Annotated in this window: 25 protein-coding genes; 5 read left to right on the top strand and 20 right to left on the bottom strand. The window is 71.6% G+C overall.

What is annotated here, in order from left to right:
• Positions 1-95: 95 nt before the first annotated feature.
• The 12 genes from ACFWP2_RS35095 to ACFWP2_RS35040 form a co-directional block, all read right to left on the bottom strand.
• Entirely contained in the window at positions 96-599 is a 504-nt protein-coding gene (locus ACFWP2_RS35095) for a hypothetical protein (protein ID WP_380459256.1), read from the bottom strand.
• Between the two features lie 10 nt (positions 600-609).
• Positions 610-3,357, bottom strand: coding sequence for a hypothetical protein (locus ACFWP2_RS35090; RefSeq protein WP_380459254.1), 2,748 nt, complete (start codon positions 3,355-3,357; stop codon positions 610-612).
• 16 nt (positions 3,358-3,373) lie between these two features.
• On the bottom strand, positions 3,374-5,290 hold the full coding sequence (locus ACFWP2_RS35085; RefSeq protein WP_380459251.1) for a phage tail tape measure protein: 1,917 nt from the start codon (positions 5,288-5,290) through the stop codon (positions 3,374-3,376).
• A gap of 31 nt (positions 5,291-5,321) precedes the next feature.
• Entirely contained in the window at positions 5,322-5,465 is a 144-nt protein-coding gene (locus ACFWP2_RS35080; protein WP_380459250.1) for a hypothetical protein, read from the bottom strand.
• A complete protein-coding gene (locus ACFWP2_RS35075) occupies positions 5,462-5,866 on the bottom strand; it encodes a hypothetical protein (RefSeq protein ID WP_380459247.1) in 405 nt (134 codons plus the stop codon). Before ACFWP2_RS35075 ends, ACFWP2_RS35080 begins: the two co-directional genes overlap by 4 nt.
• Positions 5,867-5,879: 13 nt before the next feature.
• Complete coding sequence (locus ACFWP2_RS35070) at positions 5,880-6,380, bottom strand: hypothetical protein (RefSeq protein ID WP_380459245.1); 501 nt, start codon at positions 6,378-6,380, stop codon at positions 5,880-5,882.
• Entirely contained in the window at positions 6,380-6,790 is a 411-nt protein-coding gene (locus ACFWP2_RS35065) for a hypothetical protein (RefSeq protein WP_380459242.1), read from the bottom strand. The genes ACFWP2_RS35070 and ACFWP2_RS35065 overlap by 1 nt, the downstream gene beginning before the upstream one ends.
• A gap of 13 nt (positions 6,791-6,803) precedes the next feature.
• Positions 6,804-7,541 carry a hypothetical protein gene (locus ACFWP2_RS35060; RefSeq protein ID WP_380459239.1) on the bottom strand — a complete coding sequence of 246 codons (738 nt, stop codon included), beginning with the start codon at positions 7,539-7,541 and terminating at the stop codon, positions 6,804-6,806.
• 3 nt (positions 7,542-7,544) lie between these two features.
• Positions 7,545-7,994 carry a hypothetical protein gene (locus ACFWP2_RS35055; RefSeq protein ID WP_380459236.1) on the bottom strand — a complete coding sequence of 150 codons (450 nt, stop codon included), beginning with the start codon at positions 7,992-7,994 and terminating at the stop codon, positions 7,545-7,547.
• A gap of 12 nt (positions 7,995-8,006) precedes the next feature.
• Positions 8,007-8,603, bottom strand: coding sequence for a phage gp6-like head-tail connector protein (locus ACFWP2_RS35050; protein ID WP_380459234.1), 597 nt, complete (start codon positions 8,601-8,603; stop codon positions 8,007-8,009).
• Positions 8,600-8,950, bottom strand: a complete 351-nt coding sequence (locus ACFWP2_RS35045) for a hypothetical protein (protein WP_380459231.1) — start codon at positions 8,948-8,950, stop codon at positions 8,600-8,602. Before ACFWP2_RS35045 ends, ACFWP2_RS35050 begins: the two co-directional genes overlap by 4 nt.
• Before the next feature lie 111 nt (positions 8,951-9,061).
• On the bottom strand, positions 9,062-9,460 hold the full coding sequence (locus ACFWP2_RS35040; RefSeq protein ID WP_380459229.1) for a hypothetical protein: 399 nt from the start codon (positions 9,458-9,460) through the stop codon (positions 9,062-9,064).
• A gap of 169 nt (positions 9,461-9,629) precedes the next feature.
• On the opposite strand from ACFWP2_RS35040, the gene ACFWP2_RS35035 reads away from it, so the two are divergent.
• Both ACFWP2_RS35035 and ACFWP2_RS35030 read left to right on the top strand, forming a co-directional pair.
• Positions 9,630-10,064, top strand: coding sequence for a VOC family protein (locus ACFWP2_RS35035; protein ID WP_380459226.1), 435 nt, complete (start codon positions 9,630-9,632; stop codon positions 10,062-10,064).
• Between the two features lie 146 nt (positions 10,065-10,210).
• Positions 10,211-10,483: a hypothetical protein gene (locus ACFWP2_RS35030; protein ID WP_380459223.1), complete on the top strand. Its 273-nt coding sequence runs from the start codon at positions 10,211-10,213 to the stop codon at positions 10,481-10,483.
• 66 nt (positions 10,484-10,549) lie between these two features.
• Here ACFWP2_RS35030 and ACFWP2_RS35025 read toward each other — a convergent pair whose 3' ends face one another.
• The 3 genes from ACFWP2_RS35025 to ACFWP2_RS35015 all read right to left on the bottom strand — a co-directional run bounded on the left by ACFWP2_RS35025 (position 10,550) and on the right by ACFWP2_RS35015 (position 12,249).
• The gene (locus ACFWP2_RS35025; RefSeq protein WP_380459221.1) at positions 10,550-11,137 is read right to left on the bottom strand and encodes a GNAT family N-acetyltransferase; all 588 of its coding nucleotides are present in this window, start codon (positions 11,135-11,137) and stop codon (positions 10,550-10,552) included.
• Positions 11,138-11,225: 88 nt separating this feature from the next.
• A complete protein-coding gene (locus ACFWP2_RS35020) occupies positions 11,226-11,429 on the bottom strand; it encodes a DUF397 domain-containing protein (protein ID WP_380459218.1) in 204 nt (67 codons plus the stop codon).
• Positions 11,422-12,249 carry a helix-turn-helix domain-containing protein gene (locus tag ACFWP2_RS35015; protein ID WP_380459216.1) on the bottom strand — a complete coding sequence of 276 codons (828 nt, stop codon included), beginning with the start codon at positions 12,247-12,249 and terminating at the stop codon, positions 11,422-11,424. The genes ACFWP2_RS35020 and ACFWP2_RS35015 overlap by 8 nt, the downstream gene beginning before the upstream one ends.
• A 267-nt stretch (positions 12,250-12,516) precedes the next feature.
• Here ACFWP2_RS35015 and ACFWP2_RS35010 point away from each other — a divergent pair, with 267 nt between their 5' ends.
• A complete protein-coding gene (locus tag ACFWP2_RS35010; protein ID WP_380459213.1) occupies positions 12,517-12,879 on the top strand; it encodes an ATP-binding protein in 363 nt (120 codons plus the stop codon).
• Positions 12,876-13,127 (top strand): hypothetical protein, encoded by a 252-nt coding sequence (locus tag ACFWP2_RS35005; protein ID WP_380459210.1) that lies wholly within the window; start codon positions 12,876-12,878, stop codon positions 13,125-13,127. The genes ACFWP2_RS35010 and ACFWP2_RS35005 overlap by 4 nt, the downstream gene beginning before the upstream one ends.
• A 69-nt stretch (positions 13,128-13,196) precedes the next feature.
• Here the strand turns inward: ACFWP2_RS35005 and ACFWP2_RS35000 are convergent, their stop codons facing one another.
• From ACFWP2_RS35000 to hisC, 5 genes are all read right to left on the bottom strand, one after another.
• Entirely contained in the window at positions 13,197-13,889 is a 693-nt protein-coding gene (locus ACFWP2_RS35000; protein WP_380459208.1) for a DUF5666 domain-containing protein, read from the bottom strand.
• A gap of 12 nt (positions 13,890-13,901) precedes the next feature.
• On the bottom strand, positions 13,902-15,110 hold the full coding sequence (locus tag ACFWP2_RS34995; RefSeq protein WP_380459206.1) for an ABC transporter permease: 1,209 nt from the start codon (positions 15,108-15,110) through the stop codon (positions 13,902-13,904).
• The gene (locus ACFWP2_RS34990; RefSeq protein ID WP_380459203.1) at positions 15,110-15,913 is read right to left on the bottom strand and encodes an ABC transporter ATP-binding protein; all 804 of its coding nucleotides are present in this window, start codon (positions 15,911-15,913) and stop codon (positions 15,110-15,112) included. Before ACFWP2_RS34990 ends, ACFWP2_RS34995 begins: the two co-directional genes overlap by 1 nt.
• An 8-nt stretch (positions 15,914-15,921) precedes the next feature.
• Complete coding sequence (locus ACFWP2_RS34985; protein ID WP_380459201.1) at positions 15,922-17,319, bottom strand: efflux RND transporter periplasmic adaptor subunit; 1,398 nt, start codon at positions 17,317-17,319, stop codon at positions 15,922-15,924.
• A 317-nt stretch (positions 17,320-17,636) separates the two neighbouring features.
• Positions 17,637-18,716, bottom strand: a complete 1,080-nt coding sequence (gene hisC, locus ACFWP2_RS34980) for a histidinol-phosphate transaminase (RefSeq protein ID WP_380459198.1) — start codon at positions 18,714-18,716, stop codon at positions 17,637-17,639.
• Positions 18,717-19,058: 342 nt separating this feature from the next.
• Here hisC and ACFWP2_RS34975 point away from each other — a divergent pair, with 342 nt between their 5' ends.
• Positions 19,059-20,216: a LacI family DNA-binding transcriptional regulator gene (locus ACFWP2_RS34975; RefSeq protein ID WP_188296553.1), complete on the top strand. Its 1,158-nt coding sequence runs from the start codon at positions 19,059-19,061 to the stop codon at positions 20,214-20,216.
• Positions 20,217-20,359: the final 143 nt, after the last annotated feature.

Genomic DNA, 20,359 nt, shown 5'->3' with positions numbered 1-20,359 from the left:
GGCGGGTGCCTCCTGGGCATGGGAAAGCCCCCGGGCCGATGGCGTCGGGGGCGGAGGGGTGAAGCTTGATCAGATGGTGTGTGCTGCCGGGGCGGTCAGGCGATGCGCTGGAGCCGCAGCCAGGACGGGGCTGCGATGGTGGTGGCGGTGGTGTGGGAGCCGGCTTGTGCCCAGCGAAGCTGAAGCGTCCCCGCGTTGGTGACGACGATGTGGCCCATGGGCTGGCAGGACGTCAGGTCGCCGGCGCCGCCGACTCCGTACGTGCCGACGGTGAGCGGAATGCCGGGCACGCTGGACTGCGACGCGAACGCGGCTTGGCCGCCGATCGCCGGCGCGGACACGGACCAGCGCATCGCTGTGCCGGGCGGGACGGCCCAGTCCAGCTTGAGGTTGCCGTTGTTGTATTCACCGGCGTAGTACATGCCGCCGTCGAGTACGTACGTCCCGGGCACCACCGAGAAGAGGAGGTGCGGGTCGGCGGCCAGCGTGGTGGTGCTGGCCCGGGAGGTGTCGGAGGATTTCACGATGATGTCGGGCGCCATGGCGGCCAGCTGCGCGCCGGTGATGCGCTGGCCGGCGGTCCAGGTCGGGTAGGGCACGTGTGCTCCTTCACAGAGCTGTGATGGCGGGCTGCCACAGCCGTACGTCCGCGCCGGCGGGCAGCGCCTTGATGACGCCGTTGACGGAGCGGGTGACGGTGGCGGTCTGGGGGCTGGTGGTGCCGGTCACGGCCGTGACGGTGATGCGCTCGCCCGCGACGGTGAGGTCGAACGGGCAGGCGGCCGGGTCGGTCGTCCACAGCGGGCCGGAGGTCGTGGCGATGGAGAGGGTGGTGGCCGTCGGGCCCGCTCCGGCGGCCAGCGTGCTGCCGGCGGTGTCGGTACGGCCGAGGGCCGGGTCGTCGAGCAGGGCGACCGTCCAGGGCCCGGCGGGCTGGCAGGCGATCACGAGGTCCCAGTCGTACAGGCCGATGGTCTCGCTGTAGCCCTCGACGAGCAGCGGGACCGTGGTGGGGCCATCCTCGGCCGGGAGGTTCACGAGGTCGATCCGGTCGCGGAGGTCCAGGCCGCCGACGACGGCGGGGATCAGGCGGGGTGAGGCCGCAAGGTCGATGTGGACGGTGGGGTACCGGGGTCCGTCCCAGCTGCCGAGGTGCAGTCGCCAGCCCGCGAGGTCGGGCAGCTGCTCGTCCTGCCACAGGCTCAGGGTGACGCCCTCGTCGTACCGGCCGACGCCGGCCGGAGGGGGCTGCGTCGACATGCGGCTGGTCGTGTCGACGGCTCGGGCGCTGGACCCGCCCGCCCGCGTGATGGTGATGTCGTTCCTCACGCTCTGGTCGTCGTCCGCGGGCTCCAGCGGCGGGGCGACGTCGCCGCCCGCGTAGTCAAGGACGAGCGCCGGGGCCTGGTTGTAGGCCAGGTGACCCGCCCGGTACCAGAGCGCGAGGTCGTCGATCCGCTCGGCCAAGACGCCGTGGTCCGCGTCGGCCGCTTCCTGGAGCAGCGCCAACAGCGCGCCCGGGCGCTGCGCCCCCAGCGCGACCTGGGGATCGACGGCCCCCTGGGTCACGACCGGCACGCCCTCCTCACCGCACAGCCGACCGATCCGCTCGGACGGCCGGTTGCCGGTCCACCCGTTGTCGGCGCGGGTGTAGACGTCCGTGACGGCTCCGAACACGGCCAGGTGCCCGAGGGACATGCCGGTCAGGCCGTCGCCGAGCTGCGCGTCGATGTCGGTCGGGACACCGAGCGTGCCCGTGTACGACCCGGTGTGGTAGCCGGATTCCTGCGAGCTGACGGGGAACCACATCATCTCCCAGTCGACCTGGGCGCCGTGCTGCGTGGCGGTGATGACGAGCTGGCGCCACTCCGGCCCGGCGACCACGTCCGACGCCGCGAGGTAGTCGAACACCGTGGCACCGGTGGCGGACAGGCCGTACAGGTGCATCGCGGTGCCGCCGAGCGCCCCCGCGTCCAGGATCCACGTGCGTACCGTGCCGGTGGCCGACCATGCGAGCAGGCGGGACGTCGCGGCCGGGAAGGTCTCGCACCGGTACATCAGGGTGATCTGCCACGACGTCGGCGTCGCCGCGGGGGCCGGGACGGTGCCGCGCAGCCGTGCGCCGGTGCGGAGCGTGGGCAGCGGTGCGGAGCCGGGCAGGTCGCTGTCGGCGGCGAAGTCCACGGCGGTGGTCTCCAGGGCGGCGACCCCGGGGATCGGGCTGTAGGCCTGGGTGGCGCCCCGCTCGTCCTCCAGCGGCCAGTACGCGAGAGGCCGGCCGGACGGGACGGAGCGTCGCAGTGTGCTCTGGAGCGGGGCCGCGCCTTGGCCGAGGCGGCGCATGATGCCGGCGGCCTGGATGGGGATGTAGGTGTCGTGGCCGGAGACGTCCCGGCGGGGCGTCCAGCTGGACACCTCGCCGGTGAACCGGGAGACGAGGTCGGAGATGGCAGCGGGGGCGACAATGCTCCAGGTCCGGCCGGCGGAGTCGGTGAACGCCGTGGTGCCCGAGGCCTGGGCGGTGAAGTCCGGACCGGCGACGACCACGCCGTCGATCCCGTTGCGGACCTCGGCGCGCAGCACGTGAGCGGGCACCGCGGGGATCGGGATGTCCGGGTTGTCGCCGATGACCAGGGGCGCGACGCCGGGGTAGATGGTGGTGATGCCCGTGGCGGTGACCGGAGTGCCGAGCGGCGTCCAGGGCCCGGCGATGCTGGCGGCGGTGTAGAAGCGGGCGGTGCACCCGCCGCCACCGTTGTCGACGTCCAGGGTGGCCCGGACGGCCAGGCGTCCGGTCGGGGGCAGGTCGTCGATGGGCACGGACGAGATCATCGATCGTGCGGTCGCGGTCGTACCGTCCGTGGTCCAGTCCAGGCTGAGGTACTTGTTGCCGACGTGCAGTCTCCAGCTGCGGCCGGTGGAGGCGCCGTTGTGGCGGCCGACGAGCTCGTAGAAGTTGTTGTCGGCGGGCGGCAGGGACCACAGCCGGTCGAACTCGATCCGGATGTCGATGTCGCCGGTGATGCGGAGGGCGGCCGCGTCGGGGGTGGTGGCGCGGCCGCCTGGGGCTCCGGTGATGTCGAGGTAGCGCAGCGGCCCGGGCGCCCGAACCCGGAGCGGGGTGTTGCGGCCGATCCGCCCGTACAGCGGGCTCGCCGCGTTGCGGGGGCTGTACTTCCCGCTGGGGTTGTTGAGGGTCATGGTGCACTTGGCGGGGTCGCAGCGGGAGGCCTCGTCGTGTCGGCCGCGCTCGATGTGGATGCGGTCGCCCAGGCGGACATCGGCGGTGATGTCGGTCCAGGTGCCGTCAATCTGGAGGTCGACGCGGACTCCCAGCGGACTTGTCGGGAAGGCCACCCGGGCCGCCCCCTTTCTACGTGAACGCGGTCTGGACGTTGCCCTGCCCGCTGACCCGGGTGATCCGACGCATCAGGCGCTGCATGTCGGAATCGGCGCCGGCGGTGTCGAGGGTGATACGGACCTCGACGACACCGCCGCCGGCGGCGGCGCGGGAGAGCGGGGTGACGGTGGCCCCGCCGGGGAGGTTGAGCAGCTCGGGCCCGGCCTCGCCGACGAGGACGGTGCCGGATCCGGTGATGTGCCCGCCCTGGGCGAGCATGGGGATGTGAGGCATGCTGAAGCCCTTGCCGCCGAAGTACGGGATCCAGTCCGGCGCGGTGAACGACAACCGGCCGACGGTGCTGTTCCAGAGCCTCGCGATGCCGTTGAACGCCGCCCGGAACGGGCTCATGATGATCTCGCCCAGGCTCGCGAAGCCGGCGGCGATCCGGCCGGGCAGGCTGGCCACGAAGTCGAACGCGGCGCCCGCGCCGGCGCGCAGCGAGTCCCAGCTGCGCGAGATCCACGACACGGCGGCGGTGATCGGCGAGACCAGGATCCCCATCATCTGAGGCCAGTTGGCGGCGACCCAGTTGTAGACCCCGGAGATCGCGCCCCACACCACGGTCCAGCAGCTCGTGACGATGTCGCGGAACGCCTCGGAGTGCTGCCAGAGCAGGACGACGGCGGCGACTAGGGCCATGACGGCGATGATGATCAGCGTGATGGGGTTGGCCGCAAGGGCGGCATTCCACGCCCACTGAGCTGCGGTGGCGATCGTCTGGACACCGGTCCAGATGCCCTGGGCGGCGGCCCACGCCATGGTGGCGCCCTGGACGAGGAGGATCGCCCCCGCGACCACGCCGAGGGAGATCGCGAGCGGCTGCACCCAACTAGCGTGCGCCTGTCCGAACTGGACGAGCTGGCCCCCGACTTCGGCAAGCTTCATGGTCGCCTCGCGCTTGAAGCGCTCCAGCGCGGCCGCCGGGTTGTCGCCGATGGTCTTGGCCATCTGGTCGGCGGCCCCGGCGACGTCGCCGAGCGCCGCCTTCGCGCTTGACGGGTCGAGCGACATCAACGCCTTCTGGGTGTCCTCGCTCTTCGTCCCGAACAGCGCAAGGGCCGCGTTATTTTTCTCCACCGGGTCCTTGATCGACCGAATCCTGTCGAACACTTGATCGAGTGCGCTCGCTGCCTTGGGGCCGCCCTCGACGAAGACTCGCTGCATTTCCTTGCCGTTGAGGCCGATGCCCTTGAACGCGGCCATCGTCGCGTCATCGCCCTTTTGAGCGATAAGTACGAATTCTTTCAGTGCGTCGGCGACGGTGTCGGCGTCGCGGGCGCCGGCCCGAAGTCCTTGGGCCAGCAGGCCCGTTGCTGTTGCGCCGTCCAGGCCCAGCTGCCGGAACTGCGTGGAGTACTCGCCGACGGTGTCGATCAGGTCACCACTCTTGTCGACCCCAGACTGCATGGCCTTGGTGATGATGTCGAACGCCTCGTCGGCATCTTTGGCGAGGCCGGTGCGCAGGAACTGGCCTACTGCGGCGGTGGATTCGGCGACATCCACGTCGAACGTCTTGGCGAGCGCCATGGCCTTGGTGGTGATGCGCTCCAGACCGGTGGTCGCGGCGTCGCCGCCGATGTTCTGGACGACGCCCTTGATCGCGTCGTTGACGTCGGCGGTGCTCTCGCCCCAGGCCTTCTTGTAGACCGCGGCACTGGTCTTGGACAGCTCGGCGGCGCGCTCGGCACCGACGCCGAGCTGCGCGGCCAGTTTGTCCGAGGCCGCGCCCATGTCGAGGTTGTCCAGCACGCCCTTGCCGAGCGCTCCGGCGACGCCGGCGGAGATCCCGGCCGCCGCCGTCGCAACCTTCTCCTTCATCTGGCCCAACACGGCCGACGCCCGGTCCTTGGCGATCAGGTTGAACACGAGGGAGGTGTCGGAGGCCATGTTCACCTCCTCGTGCTCGTTGCTGTGCGGGCTACCGCTGGGCGCGGGCCTCGGTCACCTGCTGCTCGTAGGAGTCGAGCCAGGCCAAGACCCGGTCGGTCTCCTCGACCGTCATCAGCGCCCACTCCCACGGGCGGATCCCGAGGAGGTGCGCGGCATCGCCGAGTCGCCTCACCCGGCGATCGGCGGAAGCACTTTTCCCTCCGGGTCCTCGTAGGCCTCGGCGATCTCCTTGTCGAGCTGGGCCAGGACCGCGGCCCGCTGGTCGGCCGGGGCCGTCTCGGCGGCCTGCTCGCGGACCTGCTCCAGCTCGGCGCGGGACAGCTCCAGGCGCAGCTCGTCCCACGCGAAGTCGACGTCGTCGAAGCGCGTGGCGGGGTGCTGCCTCTTGAGGAAGATGAACAGCAGCGCGCGGCGGGCGAGGGAGTTGCCCGCGAGGACGGCCTGAGTGAACGCGCTGAAGTCCCGGCCGGTGAGCTTCTCCAGCCGCTCGCGCTCGGCCGACATCAGCTTGGTGGGCTGGTACTTCCAGCGCTGCGGTTCGTCGCTGCCCTCGGGCTCGTAGACGAGGTACATGGGTGGTGGTCTCCTATCGGGCCCGGTCGGCGATCCGGCGGGCCATGGCTTCCATCGCGTCGGCGACGGCCTGGCGGTAGGCGGCGGAGTTCGGGGACATGGCGCGGTCGAACCACTGGACCTTGCCGTGCTGGACGCGCCAGGCGCCGCGACCGAACGTCTGGGTGCGCCAACCTCCGGCGCGCTGTGTGCGTTTGGGGGCGTTGGCAAAGCCTCTGATCCCCGCGATCTTGCGAGACTTGACTCTGGCCCCGGTCCAGCGCCCGCCCAACTTGACCTCGGGGCGGATCTTCTTGGCGATCGCGGAGCGCAGCGCGGGGGCCGTGGTGGTGGTCGCGGTCATCGACATGATCCCGGACTTGGCTTGCTCGGCCGCGGGCTTGAGCGCGTCGCGCATGCCCCTGGCGAGGTCTCGGCGCAGCAGCTTGCCGTCCTCCTCGGCGCGCAGCGCAGCGGTGAGGGCGTCGATGCCCTCGAAGCTGACCGAGAGGTCTACGGGGTTGTTCTGGGTCATCAGCTGGTGGCGCGGGTGACGGCGCCCGAGGTCGGGTAGCTGACACCGACGCTGGCCTCGTCGCCGACGCTGCCGGAGATCGGCGACCATTCCTTCACGAGGATGTTGCCGCTGTACTTGGGGTTGGACGGGCCGACTGCGGCCTGGTCGGCGCGGGCCTCGAAGGGGACGACGGTGCCGAGCAGTGGCCACATGATCGAGTCGAGTTTGGTGGCGGCGTAGTCCTGGAGGAACTCCAGGGCCACGGTGCCTGACTTGAGGCCGCCGATGACGACCTTCCAGCCCAGCGAGGCGTAGGTCGTGACGTCCTTCTCCTCGACCTCGACCGCGACTTCCACTTTGCGGGTGTAGTCGGACAGGACGTTGCCGCCGATGTTGAGGTAGGCGGCGGTGAGGACCATGGTGGGCATGGGCGGGGGCTCCTTACTGGATGCCGAGGGCGGCGACGAACGCGAACGAGGGGCTGCCGGTGCCGGCGACGGTCCAGGCGATGCGCCACCAGGTGTCGGTGACGGGCGGGCCGGTGGTGGCGAGGGCCTGGCCGCCGAGGCCGGTGGCGGCCGTGAACGTGGCGCGGGTGGTCGGGGTGGTGAACGCGGCGTCGGCCGCGGACTCGATGCGGACGGTGAGCGAGGGGGTTGTCCCGGCGGCCGAGAGGACGTGCAGCGTGGCGTAGAGCCGCGTGCCGTCCGGCACGGGGCCGAGTTGGAGCGCGGTGCCCGAACCGTTGCTGGAGCGGGCGGTGCCGGGTGGGTGGGCGATCTGCCCGCGCGCCGTCACGCCGGTGCCGGACGCGCCGGCCTGCCACGGGGCGAGGTCTCCCACCGCGCCGCCGAGGGTGTAGTCGGTGCGCAGTGCCTGGGTGAGGTAGGCGAGGGAGCCGACGGCGGCCTGGAGCGGGGCGACGGTCCACGGGACGACGCCACCGATCGTTGCCCAGGTGGCGTCGTCGACCAGGCCGGGATCACCGGCCTCCCAGAAGCCCTCCGCGCTGAGGTTGCTGGAGCGCAGGCCGCCTTGGACCAGCTTCCAGCCGCCCGTGCCGAAGACCGTGCGCTCTTTGACCTCCACTTCGGAGGACAGTTCGACCTTGTTGGAGGCGCCAGTCAGGTCAGCGCCGGCGGCGAACAGGCGTGTGTCGGTGAGGACTTGGGCGGGCATCGGTCACGTCCTTCCGTCGCCGATGACGCGGATGATGATCTCCGCGCCTACGTACTGGGTGCCGGCGTGCTCGTACCAGCGGTAGCCCTGGACCCGCTCGACCCTCAGGTCGTCGGCCAGGCCCCCGAGGGCGGCCTGGCCGGGGGCGCCGCGGGCGGCCTCGATCGCCTGTTTCAGCGAGGCAGGGCCGGCGCCGGAGAGCATGGCGTCGAGGATGAGCTGGGCGGCGCGGTCGTCTTGGCGGCCGACGAGGACACGGGCCGTGAACTCCGCCTCGTCCCGGCCGCGCCCGAACGTCTTGTCGTAGTCGACGGTGTACTCGCCGACGAAGAAGTGCGGGGCGCTGACGCTGTCGGGGGTGTAGCCGGTGCTGGTGAGCTTGGCGGCGCCAGCCGGGAGGGTGACGGCGCGGGCGGCGTCGGCGATGGCGGCGCGCACGGCGGCGAACTGCACAGCGGGGGCCTCCTATCCGAAGCCGGGAAGGATGAAGTGTTCGATCAGTGCCCAGACGTCCGGGTCGCGGCGGGACAGCCGGACGACGCCCCACTCGGCGGAGCCGGTGACGCCCTCGGGGGAGTCCTTGCGCCGGTAGAGGCGGGCGGCCTGGATGAGGGTGGCCTGGACGATGTCGTCGGGGACGGCGGGCCAGCCCCAGCGGGCGGTGACCCGCACGCGGGTGGTGCCGCCGCCCCAGGTCCCGGCCGGGCTGACGAGCGCGGTGACCGGGCGGCCGCGCACGATCGCGTTGTCCGGCCCGGTCTCGTAGCCGGTGACGGCCGTCCAGGCGCCGGCGGTGCCGGTCTCGACGAGCAGGCCGGCCGTGTCGCCGATGTCGTCCACGACCAGGCGCTCGCCGCCGTCGGTGCTCAGGGTCCGGCCGGTGGGGTTGTAGGTGCGGGCGGTCGGGGCCGGGTCGAGCCAGAAACGCCGGCCGGTCGCGGAGTCGATGCCGCGCGCGGCCGCGCTCAGCGCCATGGTGAGCAGTGGGTCCCGGGTGAGGTCGCCCGCGTCGATCTGGAGCGCCATCTTCAGCGCGTCGAGGGTGGCGTAGTCGGTGGTCACGGCCGGACGATGTTGCCCTCGGCGTCCCGGGGCAGGCGCGGGCGGCCGCGGCGGCGCGCGCCGGTGCCGTCCTCGGTGGTCTCGCCCTCGGGATCGGTGTCGTCCTGGCCGCCCTCGGGATCGGTGTCGTCCTGGCCGCCCTCGGGATCGGTGTCGTCCTGGCCGCCCTCGGGATCGGTGTCGTCCTGCTCGGCCTCGGGATCGTCCTGTTCCTCGACGACGGCGGCGTTGCGGTGGGCGACGAGCTGGAGGGCCTCGGCCTCGGGCAGGTCGAGGACGGCGCCGGGCGGCGGCCAGTCCTGGCCGTTGCGGGTGCCGGAGATCTGGACGAGCATGCGCACGCGCACGGGTGTCTCCTCGCTGTGGGTGGGGTGGTGGTGGGGCGCCGGCGCGCGGGGGGGGGGCCCCAGGCCCCCGCCGGGTAGGGGTGGGCGGGCCGAGTTCCTGTGCGGCCTGGGTCAGTGCTTGGGGAAGGTGGCGCGGAGGGTGGGGGTGCGGGTGAGGATGGCGACAGCGATGAGGGGGAGGGCGGAGAGGCTCTGGAGGACGGCGTACCAGGGCGGGCAGAGGCCGGGGATCAGGTCCACCGCGATGATGGCGATCGGCATGGCGGTGGTGAGGGTGCGGACACGGTCGAAGGCCCTGGCGGAGCCGGCGGCGGCGCGGGTGGCCAGCCGGTGGAGGAAGGGCGCGATGGCGAGGAAGATCACGCCGCGGATCCACATGAAGGGCGTCGTCGCGTGCCCCGTGGACGCCATCACGGCGACCGTGCCGAGGACGACGGCGCCGCCCGCTCCGAAGAGCGCGATGCACTTCTTCACCGTGGTGAAGGTGGACTGGTCGGTCGTGGTCGCCATGGTTCCTTCCCCTCCGTGTCGTTGTGGGAACGACGCTACGGAGCGGGCCGGCGGCCCGGTATGGGTCCAGCCCCACAGCGGGGTGGGTCCAGCCCCACCCCCGCCGACCTGCGGCCCCGCGCCGGAAAATTGAGCGGCGGGGCCTGCTTGTCATGGCTATGGTGGCCCGATGGCATCGGTCAAGCAGATCCAGATCACCTTCGACTGCGCGGACCCGGAGCAAGTCGGCCGCTTCTGGTGCGAGGCCCTGGGGTACGTCCCGCCGGCCACGCCGGAGGGGTTCGACACGTGGGAGGACTACCAGCGCTCGCTGCCGCCCGAGGAGCGGGGCGCGTGGTTCGCGGCCAGTGACCCCACGGGCGTGGGCCCGCGCATGTACTTCCAGCGCGTCCCCGAGGGCAAGGTCGTCAAGAACCGGGTGCACCTCGACGTGCGGGTCGGCACCGGGCTGGTGGGTGCGGAGCGCCTGGCGGCGCTGGAGGCCGAGTGCGCGCGGCTGCTCCCCCTGGGTGCGACGCGCGGGCAGCTGCTGCTCGCCGACGACAAGAACGAGTCGTGCCTCAACATGCAGGACGTCGAGGGGAACGAGTTCTGCCTCGACTGAACCTCACCGGCCACCTCGCGCAGGAAGTCGGACCGGCCGACTTCCCGCGCGGGCTTGCCGGGACCGTGCAGCGGATCGGCGGGGATCTTGCCGGGTTCGGGCGGCGCGGGGCCGGAGCGGTCTGAATAGTGTGCTCGGGAGTGGGCGTGAGCGAACGCCGTGACCTGGGGGCGCTCTTCCTGGTCGGCCGCTCCCACGCGAACGGGATGAACACGGCCGGCGCGCTGTCCATGTACGCGCTGGCGATGCTGTCGATGGCGCTGGGGACGGCCGGGCACCTCGGGAAGCTCGCACGTCGGCAGCTCGCGGCCGACCAGGCCGGCGACACGGACGAAGTGCCGCTCCCCTGGGGCTTCATGGTGCAGCTGTTCCTGTGCCTGACCGCGGGCTTGGTGGTGTACTTCGTGATCCAACCGTAGGCGTTACGGGTATCGGTGCGGTGGCCCCCTTGCGAGACCGCAAGGGGGCCACCGGCCTGAAGTGCGCTACCTGCGGGGGAAGTCGGGCCGGTCGACTTCCTGTGCTTCCCAGGTCGCCTTGAGGAGCTCGTACTCGACTTCGCCGTGCTCGGACCCAGGGATCGACTCCGGCCAGTCCCCGAAGTAGCTCCGGAGGAACGACAGCCCCGACTTCTCCATCACGCGCCGGGAGCGCGCGTTCACCGCCATGGTGTTCGCGGTGACCCGCTCCACCGCGAGGTCGGTGAACCCCTTGGCGACGAGGGCCCTCGAGCCCTCGGTGGCGTAACCCTTGCCCCAGGAGGACTGGTTCAGGCGGTAGCCGAGTTCGACGACGGCAGGATCGTGGTCGTCGAGCGGACGGAGTTCGAACCAGCCCAGGAAGGTACCGGTGGTGCGTTCCTCGGCTGCCCAGAAGCCCCGGGCGCCGGAACACGGGTGGTCGTGGAGGAGGCGGGGCAGGGTGCGCGTGCGGATCGCCTCGCGGTCGGCCGGCTTGCCGCCGTTGATGAAGCGCATGACCTCGGGGTCGTCGTCGAGGGCGAAGAGGTCGTCGAGGTCGGCCTCGGTGAACGACCGCAGGAGGAGACGCTCGGTCTGCAGGAAGGGGTGCATCCTGCGATCTTCATCGGGCCCAGCCGAACCGGCCATCGATTTACCGGTGGCCCCTTGCGTAGCAGCAAGGGGCCACCGGAACGATTCGCTAGGCGCGGGAGGTGATCAGGCGGTCGAACTCGCCCGCCTTCGCACCCTGGAGGAGGGACGCGAACTTGCGAGCGGTCGTACGAACGATGACGTCACCCTCGTCGGACTCGCGGAGTTCGATCACACCATCGATGGTCCGCACCTCAACACAGTCGGCGTTCGAGCCCGAGAAACTGGACTTCTGCCAGGTGGAGTTACGCATATTTACTTTCCATGTCCTTCTTGATGGAGCGGATAAACTCTCGGGACTCCTCCCGCGAGAGAGCAGATGAGCCGATCCGGGCGAGCAGCGACCGAAACCTGGCTGTGTGGGCTGGGGCGTCGAAGAGAAGGTTTCCGACGCCCGAGTCCGACTGGACTGTGTCGAGCTCCTGAACCGGACCCTCGACGTACGTGAAGTTCTCATTGGGTAGCGGAATCATGTCGACGTCGAACGGCACGACTCGGATGGAGATGTTGGGCCTCTCCGAGGCCTCGACAAGGGCTTCAAGCTGCTCGGCCTGGACCTTGGCTCCACCGAACTGCATGCGCAGTGCTGCTTCGTGGATGTATGCGGTGTATGGAGTCGCATCGGACCGGATGATGTGCTGACGCCGCAAGCGAAAGGATGCCCTCAGATCGACCTCGTGCTCCGGCAAAGGCGGGTAGGAGCGAGCAAAGACAGCTGAGGCGTAGGCATTGGTCTGAAGCAGCCCATGGATGAAGGCCATCGTGTAGACCGAGAGGCCTCCTGCGTGAGCTTCGATTTCAGCGACCTCAAGGAAGTCCTGCGAAAGGTTTCCGCGGTACTCCTCCCACCAGCCGCCCTTGTCGCGGTCCGTGATGATGTCCGCGAGCGCGTCGATCAAGGGTTCGTTGACGCACATGCACAACGCGGCGATGGTGCGCAGGCGTTCGACGCTGATTCCGGTCCTGCCGCTCTCCATCTGGGTCACGTGGGCGGGGTTGATGCCCAGTGCGCGGGCGAGTTGGCTGCCGCCCAGGCCGGCCTGTTCCCGCATCCTGCGCAGCTCGGCGCCCAACCTCAGCTGACGGAGGGTTGGGTTCGATCGTAGGGCCATGGGATCAGTCTGCCGCAGAAAGACAACCACGTTCGGGGGAACTTCTCGTGGATCGCCACAAATCTGTGGCGACGCGCGCTATCGTCATTTCCAGAACGATCCGATGGATCGTCAGACACGCCTTGGTTCCGGGCAGTAGGCGCCAACTGCCCTCCCGCCGAAGAGCAACCAGCCCCTGGCCTGGCTCACGGCCTTCCCCCTCCACACTCATGCCTCTCGGAGGTTCCCGTGTGCACCCTCAACACCCCCTCGCTCACCCTCACCCGGCAGGCCCTGCGGGACGTCCTGACCCGCGCCGCCTGGGACACCGAGACCATCTTCAACGCCGAGCTCGCCCTCGGCGAACTGATCGTCAACGCGTGGCGACACGCTCACACCGCCTCGCCCGTCGTCTACTTCTCCCTTGACGCCCGCACCCTCCGGGTCTGCGTCGCGGACGAGAGCGACGCGCTCCCGAACGAGAAGTCCCTCGACTTCCTCTCCGAGACCGGACGGGGCCTCCAGCTCGTCTCCGGCCTCACCCACCGCTGGGGCGTCGACCCCCAGAAACGCGGCAAAACCGTCTGGTACGAGCTGGACTCCATCGCGTGACCCGCGAACCGATCGCCCCCGACGATCCCCGGATGCGGGACTTCACCGCCCCGCACATCACCGCCCTCCTCGGGGAGCTGCACCGCCGGGGCCTCCCGTACGGCCTCCTCTGGGGCTCCGCCGCGGCCGGGGAGACCATCCTCGACGGGCGTCTCCTGGTCGACTTCGGCAACGCGCCCGTGAGCACCCTGATCAACCTCCTCCACCTGCTCCGGGACCTGGACCGGAACGCGGTGTGGGAGCAGTGAGCCGCTGAACACGCGAAGGCCCTCGCCCACCGAAGGGGCGAGGGCCTCGCGGCGTCCGTCGGCTCCGGGTCAGCCGCCGGACGGGTTCCTGGGAGCACCGCCACCGGCACCACCGAAGCCGCCACCGCCGAGACCACCCGCGCCGAGCCCGCCCGCACCACCGGCGGCCCCTTCGACCAGCTGGCTGGCGGTGTAGCCACCGTTGGCGTCGGGGGTGCCGACGACGGTCACGCTCTGGCCGGGCTGGAGGTCTCCGACCTTGCCCTCCTTGTTGAGCTGGACCTTCGTCGCGTCGCCGGTGGTGACCTTGATGGTGTTGCCGTTGGCGTCGGTCAGGTAGACGGTGCTGCCGTCGACGGCCTTGACCGTGCCCCGGGCGAAACCGCCCTGCCCCGCGCCCTGACCGCCCTGCCCCTGGCGACGGGACCCGTTCTGCCCCTGCCCATAGCCCCCGCCCTGAGCCGCCGCGGCCGCAGCCGGCCGGGCGGAGGACTTCCCGCCGCCCGCCGGCCCGTTGTCCTTCTGGTACCAGACCCCGCCCGCGAAGGCCCCGGTGGCGATCACGCCGCCCGCCAGCACCAGGCTGAGCCACGGCAGCTTCCGCCTCGGCGGCGCGGCCAGTTCGGCGCTCACGTCGCGGGCGTCCGGCGGGGTGGCGAGCAGGGCGAGCTGCTCGGCCGGGGTGCCGGCGTCGGTCCCAGCGTCCGTCCCGGCGTCCGGGCTGACCCTGGCGATCTCTTTGCGCATGACCTCTTTGCTCATGACTGTGGAGTCCTACTCGTGCCGGAGGGCGTCGATCGGCCGCAGCGAGGCGGCCCGGTTGGCGGGGTAGCTGCCGAAGAACAGCCCGATGGCGACGGCGATGGCGAACGCGCCGATCACCGATTCGGGGATCACCACCGGCTTGATGCCGACGATGCTGAAGTGCGAGCCGGCGATCCCGGCCGCCACGCCCAAGCCCGCGCCGATCACCGACAGCAGCGTCGACTCGGTGAGGAACTGCCCCAGGATCACCGCGCGCGGCGCGCCGAGCGCCTTGCGGATGCCGATCTCGCGCGTCCGTTCGGTGACCGTCACCAGCATGATGTTGGTGATCCCGATGCCGCCGACCAGCAGCGAGATCGCCGCCACCGCGCCGAGCAGCACCGTGAAGGTCTTGGTGGTGCTCTCCCTCGCCGTGAGCAGCGAGGCCTGGCTGGTGATCCGGAAGTCCGCCTTCGCCGGGTCGGCGATCGCGTGCGTCCCGAGGAGCACCCGGGTGATCTCGGACTGGGCCGCCGTGGTGCTGTCCGCGTTCGCGGCCTGGACCAGGATCTGGTTGACCGAGCCGAAGCCGGTGAAGGCGTTCTGCACGGTCGGCAGCGGGGCGATGACCACGTCGTCCGGGTCGGTGAAGCCGCTGCCGCCCTTGGCCTGGAGCACGCCGACCACGGTGAACGGGGTGCCGCCGAGGACGACCGGCTTGCCGACCGGGTTCTCGGTGTCGAACAGCTGCTTGGCCGTCGTCGCGCCGAGCACCGCGACCTTGCGGGAGTCGAGCACGTCGTCGTCGGTGAAGTACTCGCCGTGGGCGACCTTCTGGTTGGCGGTCTCGAAGTACGACGGGTAGGTGCCGACGATCGAGCCCGGGCTGTACGAGACGTTCCCGTACAGCGCCGTCCCGCTGGTGGTGACCACCGGGGCGACCGACCGGATCGCGGCCGCGTCGCCGTCGCTCGCCAGCGCCTTGGCGTCGGCGACCGTGAGCTTCTTGACCGAGGAGGTGGCCCGGGAGCCGCCGTTCGCCGAACCGGAGCTGACCGTCAGCGCGTTGGTGCCGAGCGAGGTGATCGAGTCCTTGACCGCCACCGAGGAGCCGTTGCCGACCGCCAGCAGCAGGATCACCGAGGCCACGCCGATCAGCACCCCGAGCATGGTGAGCGCCGAGCGCACCTTGTTGGCGGCCAGGCCGCCGACCGCGAAGCGGAGCGTCTGCCAGAGCATCACGCCGACACCCCCACCCGGTCCAGGAAGGGCGGCGGCCCCTCCACGGGCGCCTGCCGGAGGTCGCTCACGACCTGCCCGTCGACCAGCCGCAGCACCCGCTTGGCGTGCCGGGCGACCTCGTCCTCGTGGGTGATCAGCACAACGGTGCGGCCGGTGGCGTTGAGGCCGTCGATCAGGGCCAGCACCTCCTCCGTCGAGCGGCTGTCGAGGTTGCCGGTCGGCTCGTCGGCGAGCAGCATCGCGGGCGCCGTCACCAGCGCCCGCGCCACCGCGACGCGCTGCTGCTGGCCGCCGGAGAGCTCGTTGGGCTTGTGGCCGGCCCGCTCGGCCAGCCCGACCAGCGACAGCGCGGCCATCGCCCGGCGGCGCCGCTCGGCGGTGCGCACGCCCGCGTAGGCGAGCGGCAGTTCGACCTGGGCGAGGGCGGTGGTGCGGGGCACCAGGTTGAAGGACTGGAAGACGAAGCCGATCTTGCGGTTGCGCACCAGGGCGAGCTGCTGCTCGTCGAGGTGGCCGACGTCGGTGCCGTCCAGCAGGTAGCGGCCGGCGGTCGGGACGTCCAGGCAGCCGAGGATGTTCATCAGGGTGGACTTGCCGGAGCCGGAGCTGCCCATCACGGCGACGTAGTCGCCCTGCTCGATGTCCAGGCTGACGCCCTGCGGCTCGCCGGTCTCCGGATCCGACGGGCCGCGCAGCGCGTGCACGGTGGCGTCGCCGTGCCCGTACGCCTTGGTGAGCCGGCGGATCCGGATCACCGGCACGGGGTGCGCGGGGACGCGCTTGTCGATGACGTGACGCATGACCGCGCTCAGCCCCTGCCGCCGCGGGCGGCCCCGCCACCGGCGCCACCGCCACCGGCCCCGCCGGCACCCCCGGCACCGCCCGGGAAGACCCCGCCGCCGGCCCCGCCGGCCCCGCCCCGGTTGCCGCCGAGGCCCGGGAAGGAGGCGTTCGGGAAGCCGTTGCCGCCGCTGGTGGTGGGGAGTTCGACCTTGTCGCCCTCCTTCAGCCCGGAGACCACCTGCACCGTGCTGTCGCCCTCGACCCCGACGCCGACGGTGACCCGCTCGGTGGCGCCGTCCGGCTGCACCAGGGTCGCGGTGCGCGAGGTGCCGGTGCCGGACAGCGCGGAGGTGGGCAGCGAGAGCGCGTTGTCGGCCTCGCCGGTGATCACCTGGACGGTGGCGCTGAGGCCGGTGCGCAGGGTGCTGGTGTCACCGGTGATCTGGAGCGTGGCCGCGTACTGGACGGCGGCGGAGCCGGCCGCGCCGCCGGAGCCGCTGCCGGTGGGCAGCGAACTGACCGACAGGACGGTCGCGTTGAGCTTGGTGTCGGACTGGGCGTTCAGGCTGACGGTGGCCGCCTCGCCCTTCTTCAGCTTGAGCGAGTCGAGCTCGGAGAAGTTCGCGGTGACCTGCATCCCGGTCGGGTTGGTGAGCACGATGAAGCCGCTCGGGGCGGACGCCGAACTCACGCTGCTCCCCGTGGACTTGGTGGAGGAGCTGGAACCGCCCGCGGTGGCCCCGACGCTGTCGCCGACCTTGCCCGAGACCGAGGCGACGGTGCCGTCCACCGAAGCGGTCAGGGTGGTGCCGGATAGCGCCGCCTGGGCGTTGGCGAGGTTGGTCTGCGCGGTGGCGACCTGCTGCTGGGCCTGGGCCACGGCCGCGTCGTCGACCTTGGTGGTGGTGACGGTGGTGGTCTGCGGGGCGGGCGTACTGCTCCCGCCCGCCCCGCGGCCACCGCTGCCGGCCCCGCCGCCGGGGGTGGCGGCGGAGGTGGCGCCCGGCAGTTGCTCGGTGGTCGTGGTGGTGACGCCGGCCTGGGCCTTGGTGAGGTTGGCCTGGGCGGTGGTGAGGGCCGCCTGGGCCGCGTCCACCTGCTGCTGGGCCGCCGTGGTGTCGACGGTGGCGAGCACCTGGCCCTTCTTCACGGCGTCCCCGACCGCGACCTTGACCGCGGTGAGCTTGCCACCGGTGGTGAAGTCCTGGGCCGCGTCGGTCGGTGAGACCAGGGTGCCGGATCCGGACACGGTGGCCAGGACGGTGCCCTTGGACACCGTCGCGGTACGGGCCGCGGGCTTCGCGGAAGCCGGGCCGGAGCTGCCGCTGACCGTGGCGTACACCAGGGCGGCACCGCCCAGCAGGGCCACGCCGAGCGCGGAGTTGACGAGGACGGCGCCTCGCCGCCGTGGGAGCACCTTCATGCCGGACAGCTTCCCGGGGAGCTCTTGCGTCGTCCTGGGCCCCGGCTGGGAGAAGGCTGACCGGCCGGATCCGGGCATTGCGGACGGATCACCCCGCCCGCGCGGACGCCTTGGCCACCCCGTGGGCGGCCGTTGGCCGAACTCCCAGCGGGCTCCCAGCGACCTCCAGCCTTCCGGCAGGATGTTCTGAGGGCGTTCTCACGGAACCGCGCGACACCGAGGGACCCGCGCGGCACCGGCGGGAGAGAGAGCCGTGCGGGAACGCCGCAGGGGCGCGCCGGAGAACCGGCGCGCCCCTGCGGGCCCCTGGGGAGAAGTCAGAGCGACTTGCGGAAGGCCTCCGCCACCGAGAGGAAGATCGAGTTGCCCTCGGCCTCGCCGATCGACACCCGCACGCCCTCCGGGAACGGCCGCACGATCACGCCGGCCTCGGCGCAGGCGGCGGCGAACTCCGTCGAGCGCTCGCCGAGCCAGAGCCAGACGAAGTTGGCCTGCGAGTCCGGGATCTCCCAGCCCTGGGCGCGCAGCCCGGCCACCACCCGGGTGCGCTCCTCGACCAGCGCCTCCACCCGCTCCAGCAGCGCCTCCTCCGCGCGCAGCGAGGCGACGGCGGCGTTCTGGGCGAGCTGGCTCACGCCGAACGGGGTGGCGACCTTGCGCAGCGCGGCCGCCACCGGCTCGTGCGCGATGGCGAAGCCGACCCGCAGGCCCGCCAGGCCGTACGCCTTGGAGAAGGTGCGCAGCACGCAGACGTTGGGGCGGTCCCGGTAGAGCTCGATGCCGTTGGGCACCTCGGGGTCGCGGATGAACTCGATGTAGGCCTCGTCCACGACGACCAGGACGTCGCTCGGGACGGCGTCCAGGAAGCGCTCCAGCTCGGCGCGGTGGATCACGTTGCCGGTGGGGTTGTTGGGGTTGCAGACGAAGATCAGCCGGGTGTTCGGAGTGACGGCGGCGAGCATCGCGTCCAGGTCGTGGTCGCCGTTCGCCTTGAGCGGCACCGGGACGGGCGTGGCGCCGGAGACGGTGGCGACGATCGGGTACGCCTCGAAGGAGCGCCAGGCGAAGACCACCTCGTCGCCCGGGCCGGCCGTGACGAGCACCAGCGACTGGGCGATGCCGACCGAGCCGGTGCCGGTGGCGATGTGCTCGGCGGGCACCCCGAAGCGCTCGGCCAGCACCGAGGTCAGCTCGGTGACCCCCATGTCGGGGTAGCGGTTGAACGAGCCGGCCGCCTGGACCGCCGTCTCCAGGACACCAGGCAGCGGCTGGTAGGGGTTCTCGTTCGAGGACAGCTTGTAGGCGTCGGCGCCGGCCGGCTTGCCGGGCTTGTAGGTGGGGATGCCGTCGAGGGTCGGCCGCAGCCGCGGGCCCTGCGCTGACGTACCACTGCTCACGGTCGTACTCCGTTTCCAGTTGCGGAACTCTCCGGTGCGCTCGCCCGCCACGGACGGGTTCGCCTCCGTGCCCGGGACCTCGTGACGCGCCCGGACCACCCCGGTCGGGTGCCTTGCACGATACCGACCGCCCTCACCCGTAGGAGTGAGATGCCCGGTCGGGTTACAGGCGCAGATCAGCCATTCTGCCCCGTTCCTTTGGCACATGTCAGAGGTAAGAGGCCTGGTTTCAGGCGGGTATCGAAGGGGCGCACCCCGGCTCACTCTTGGAGAAACGTATCTCCGAGGGCTCCCGATGCGCCGGTCACAGACCCTTGTCAGGAGCCATACGATCGGTCCGCCATGACAGCAGCAGCCAACCAGAGCGGTCGGCGTCCCACCACCTCACGGCGTCTGGAGCGGGCCGGCATCCGGGATGTGGCAGCAGCCGCCGGAGTGTCGATCACCACTGTCTCCGATGCGCTGAACGGAAAGGGCCGCCTGCCCGACGAGACCCGCAGCCGGGTGCGCGAGGTCGCCGAGCGCCTCGGCTACCGCCCCTCCGCGGCCGCCCGCACCCTGCGCACCGGACGGTCCGGCCTGATCGGCCTGACCGTCACGACCTACGGTGAAGAGCCGTTCACCTTCACCGAGTTCGCGTACTTCGCCGAGATGGCCCGGGCCGCCACCAGCGCCGCCCTCGGCCGCGGCTACGCGCTGGTGGTGCTGCCCGCCTCCTCCCGCCACGACGTCTGGGGCAACATCGCCCTGGACGGCACCGTGGTGATCGACCCGCCCGACCAGGACCCCCTGGTGAGCGAGCTGTACCGGTCCGGCGTCCCGGTGGTCAGCGACGGCAAGCCCGGCAACTGCCCGGTCACCGCCTGGGTCGACAACGACCACGAGGCCGCCGTGCTCGGCATCCTCGACCACCTCTCCGAAGCCGGCGCCCGCCGGATCGGCCTGCTCACCGGCACCAGCACCGACACCTACACCCGGCTCTCCACCGAGGCCTACCTCGGCTGGTGCGCCAAGGTCGGACAGGAGCCGGTGTACGAGACCTACCCGGCGCACGACCCGGCCGCCGGCGCCGTCGCCGCCGACCGGCTGCTCGCCCGCCCCGACCGGCCGGACGCCGTCTACGGACTGTTCGACCCCAACGGCACCGACCTGCTGGCCGCCGCCCGCCGCTACGGCCTGCGGGTGCCGGACGACCTGCTGCTGGTCTGCTGCAGCGAGAGCGACGTCTACGCGACCACCGAGCCGCCGATCACCACGCTCTCGCTCAAGCCGCGCAAGATCGGCACCACCGTGGTCAACCTGCTGATCGACGCGATCGAGGGCGTGGACTCCGGGACGGGCGTGGACATCGCCCGGCTCTTCCCGCCCCGGTTCCGCACCGCCGGCACCGGGCCGCCGCCCGGCACCCTGATGCCGACCGAGCTGATCGTCCGCGCGTCCTCCCAGCGCCGGAGCCCGCGCACCACCGTCAGCCCGCCGAGGCCACCGGGCGAGGTGTAGACCACCGCGCCACCGCCGCCCCGGGGCCGGGACACGCCGCCCGACCCCGGCCGATGAGACCGTACCGAGCCAGGACAAAACGGACCTTGCGAGGCCGCCCGGCTGACGCTCCGGAGGATTGGATACCCACCAGGTGACGACGC

Source organism: Kitasatospora sp. NPDC058444, assembly GCF_042721415.1.
GTDB lineage: Bacteria > Actinomycetota > Actinomycetes > Streptomycetales > Streptomycetaceae > Kitasatospora.
Note: the sequence above shows the minus strand (reverse complement) of the source record. Positions and strands in the feature narration are given on the sequence as shown.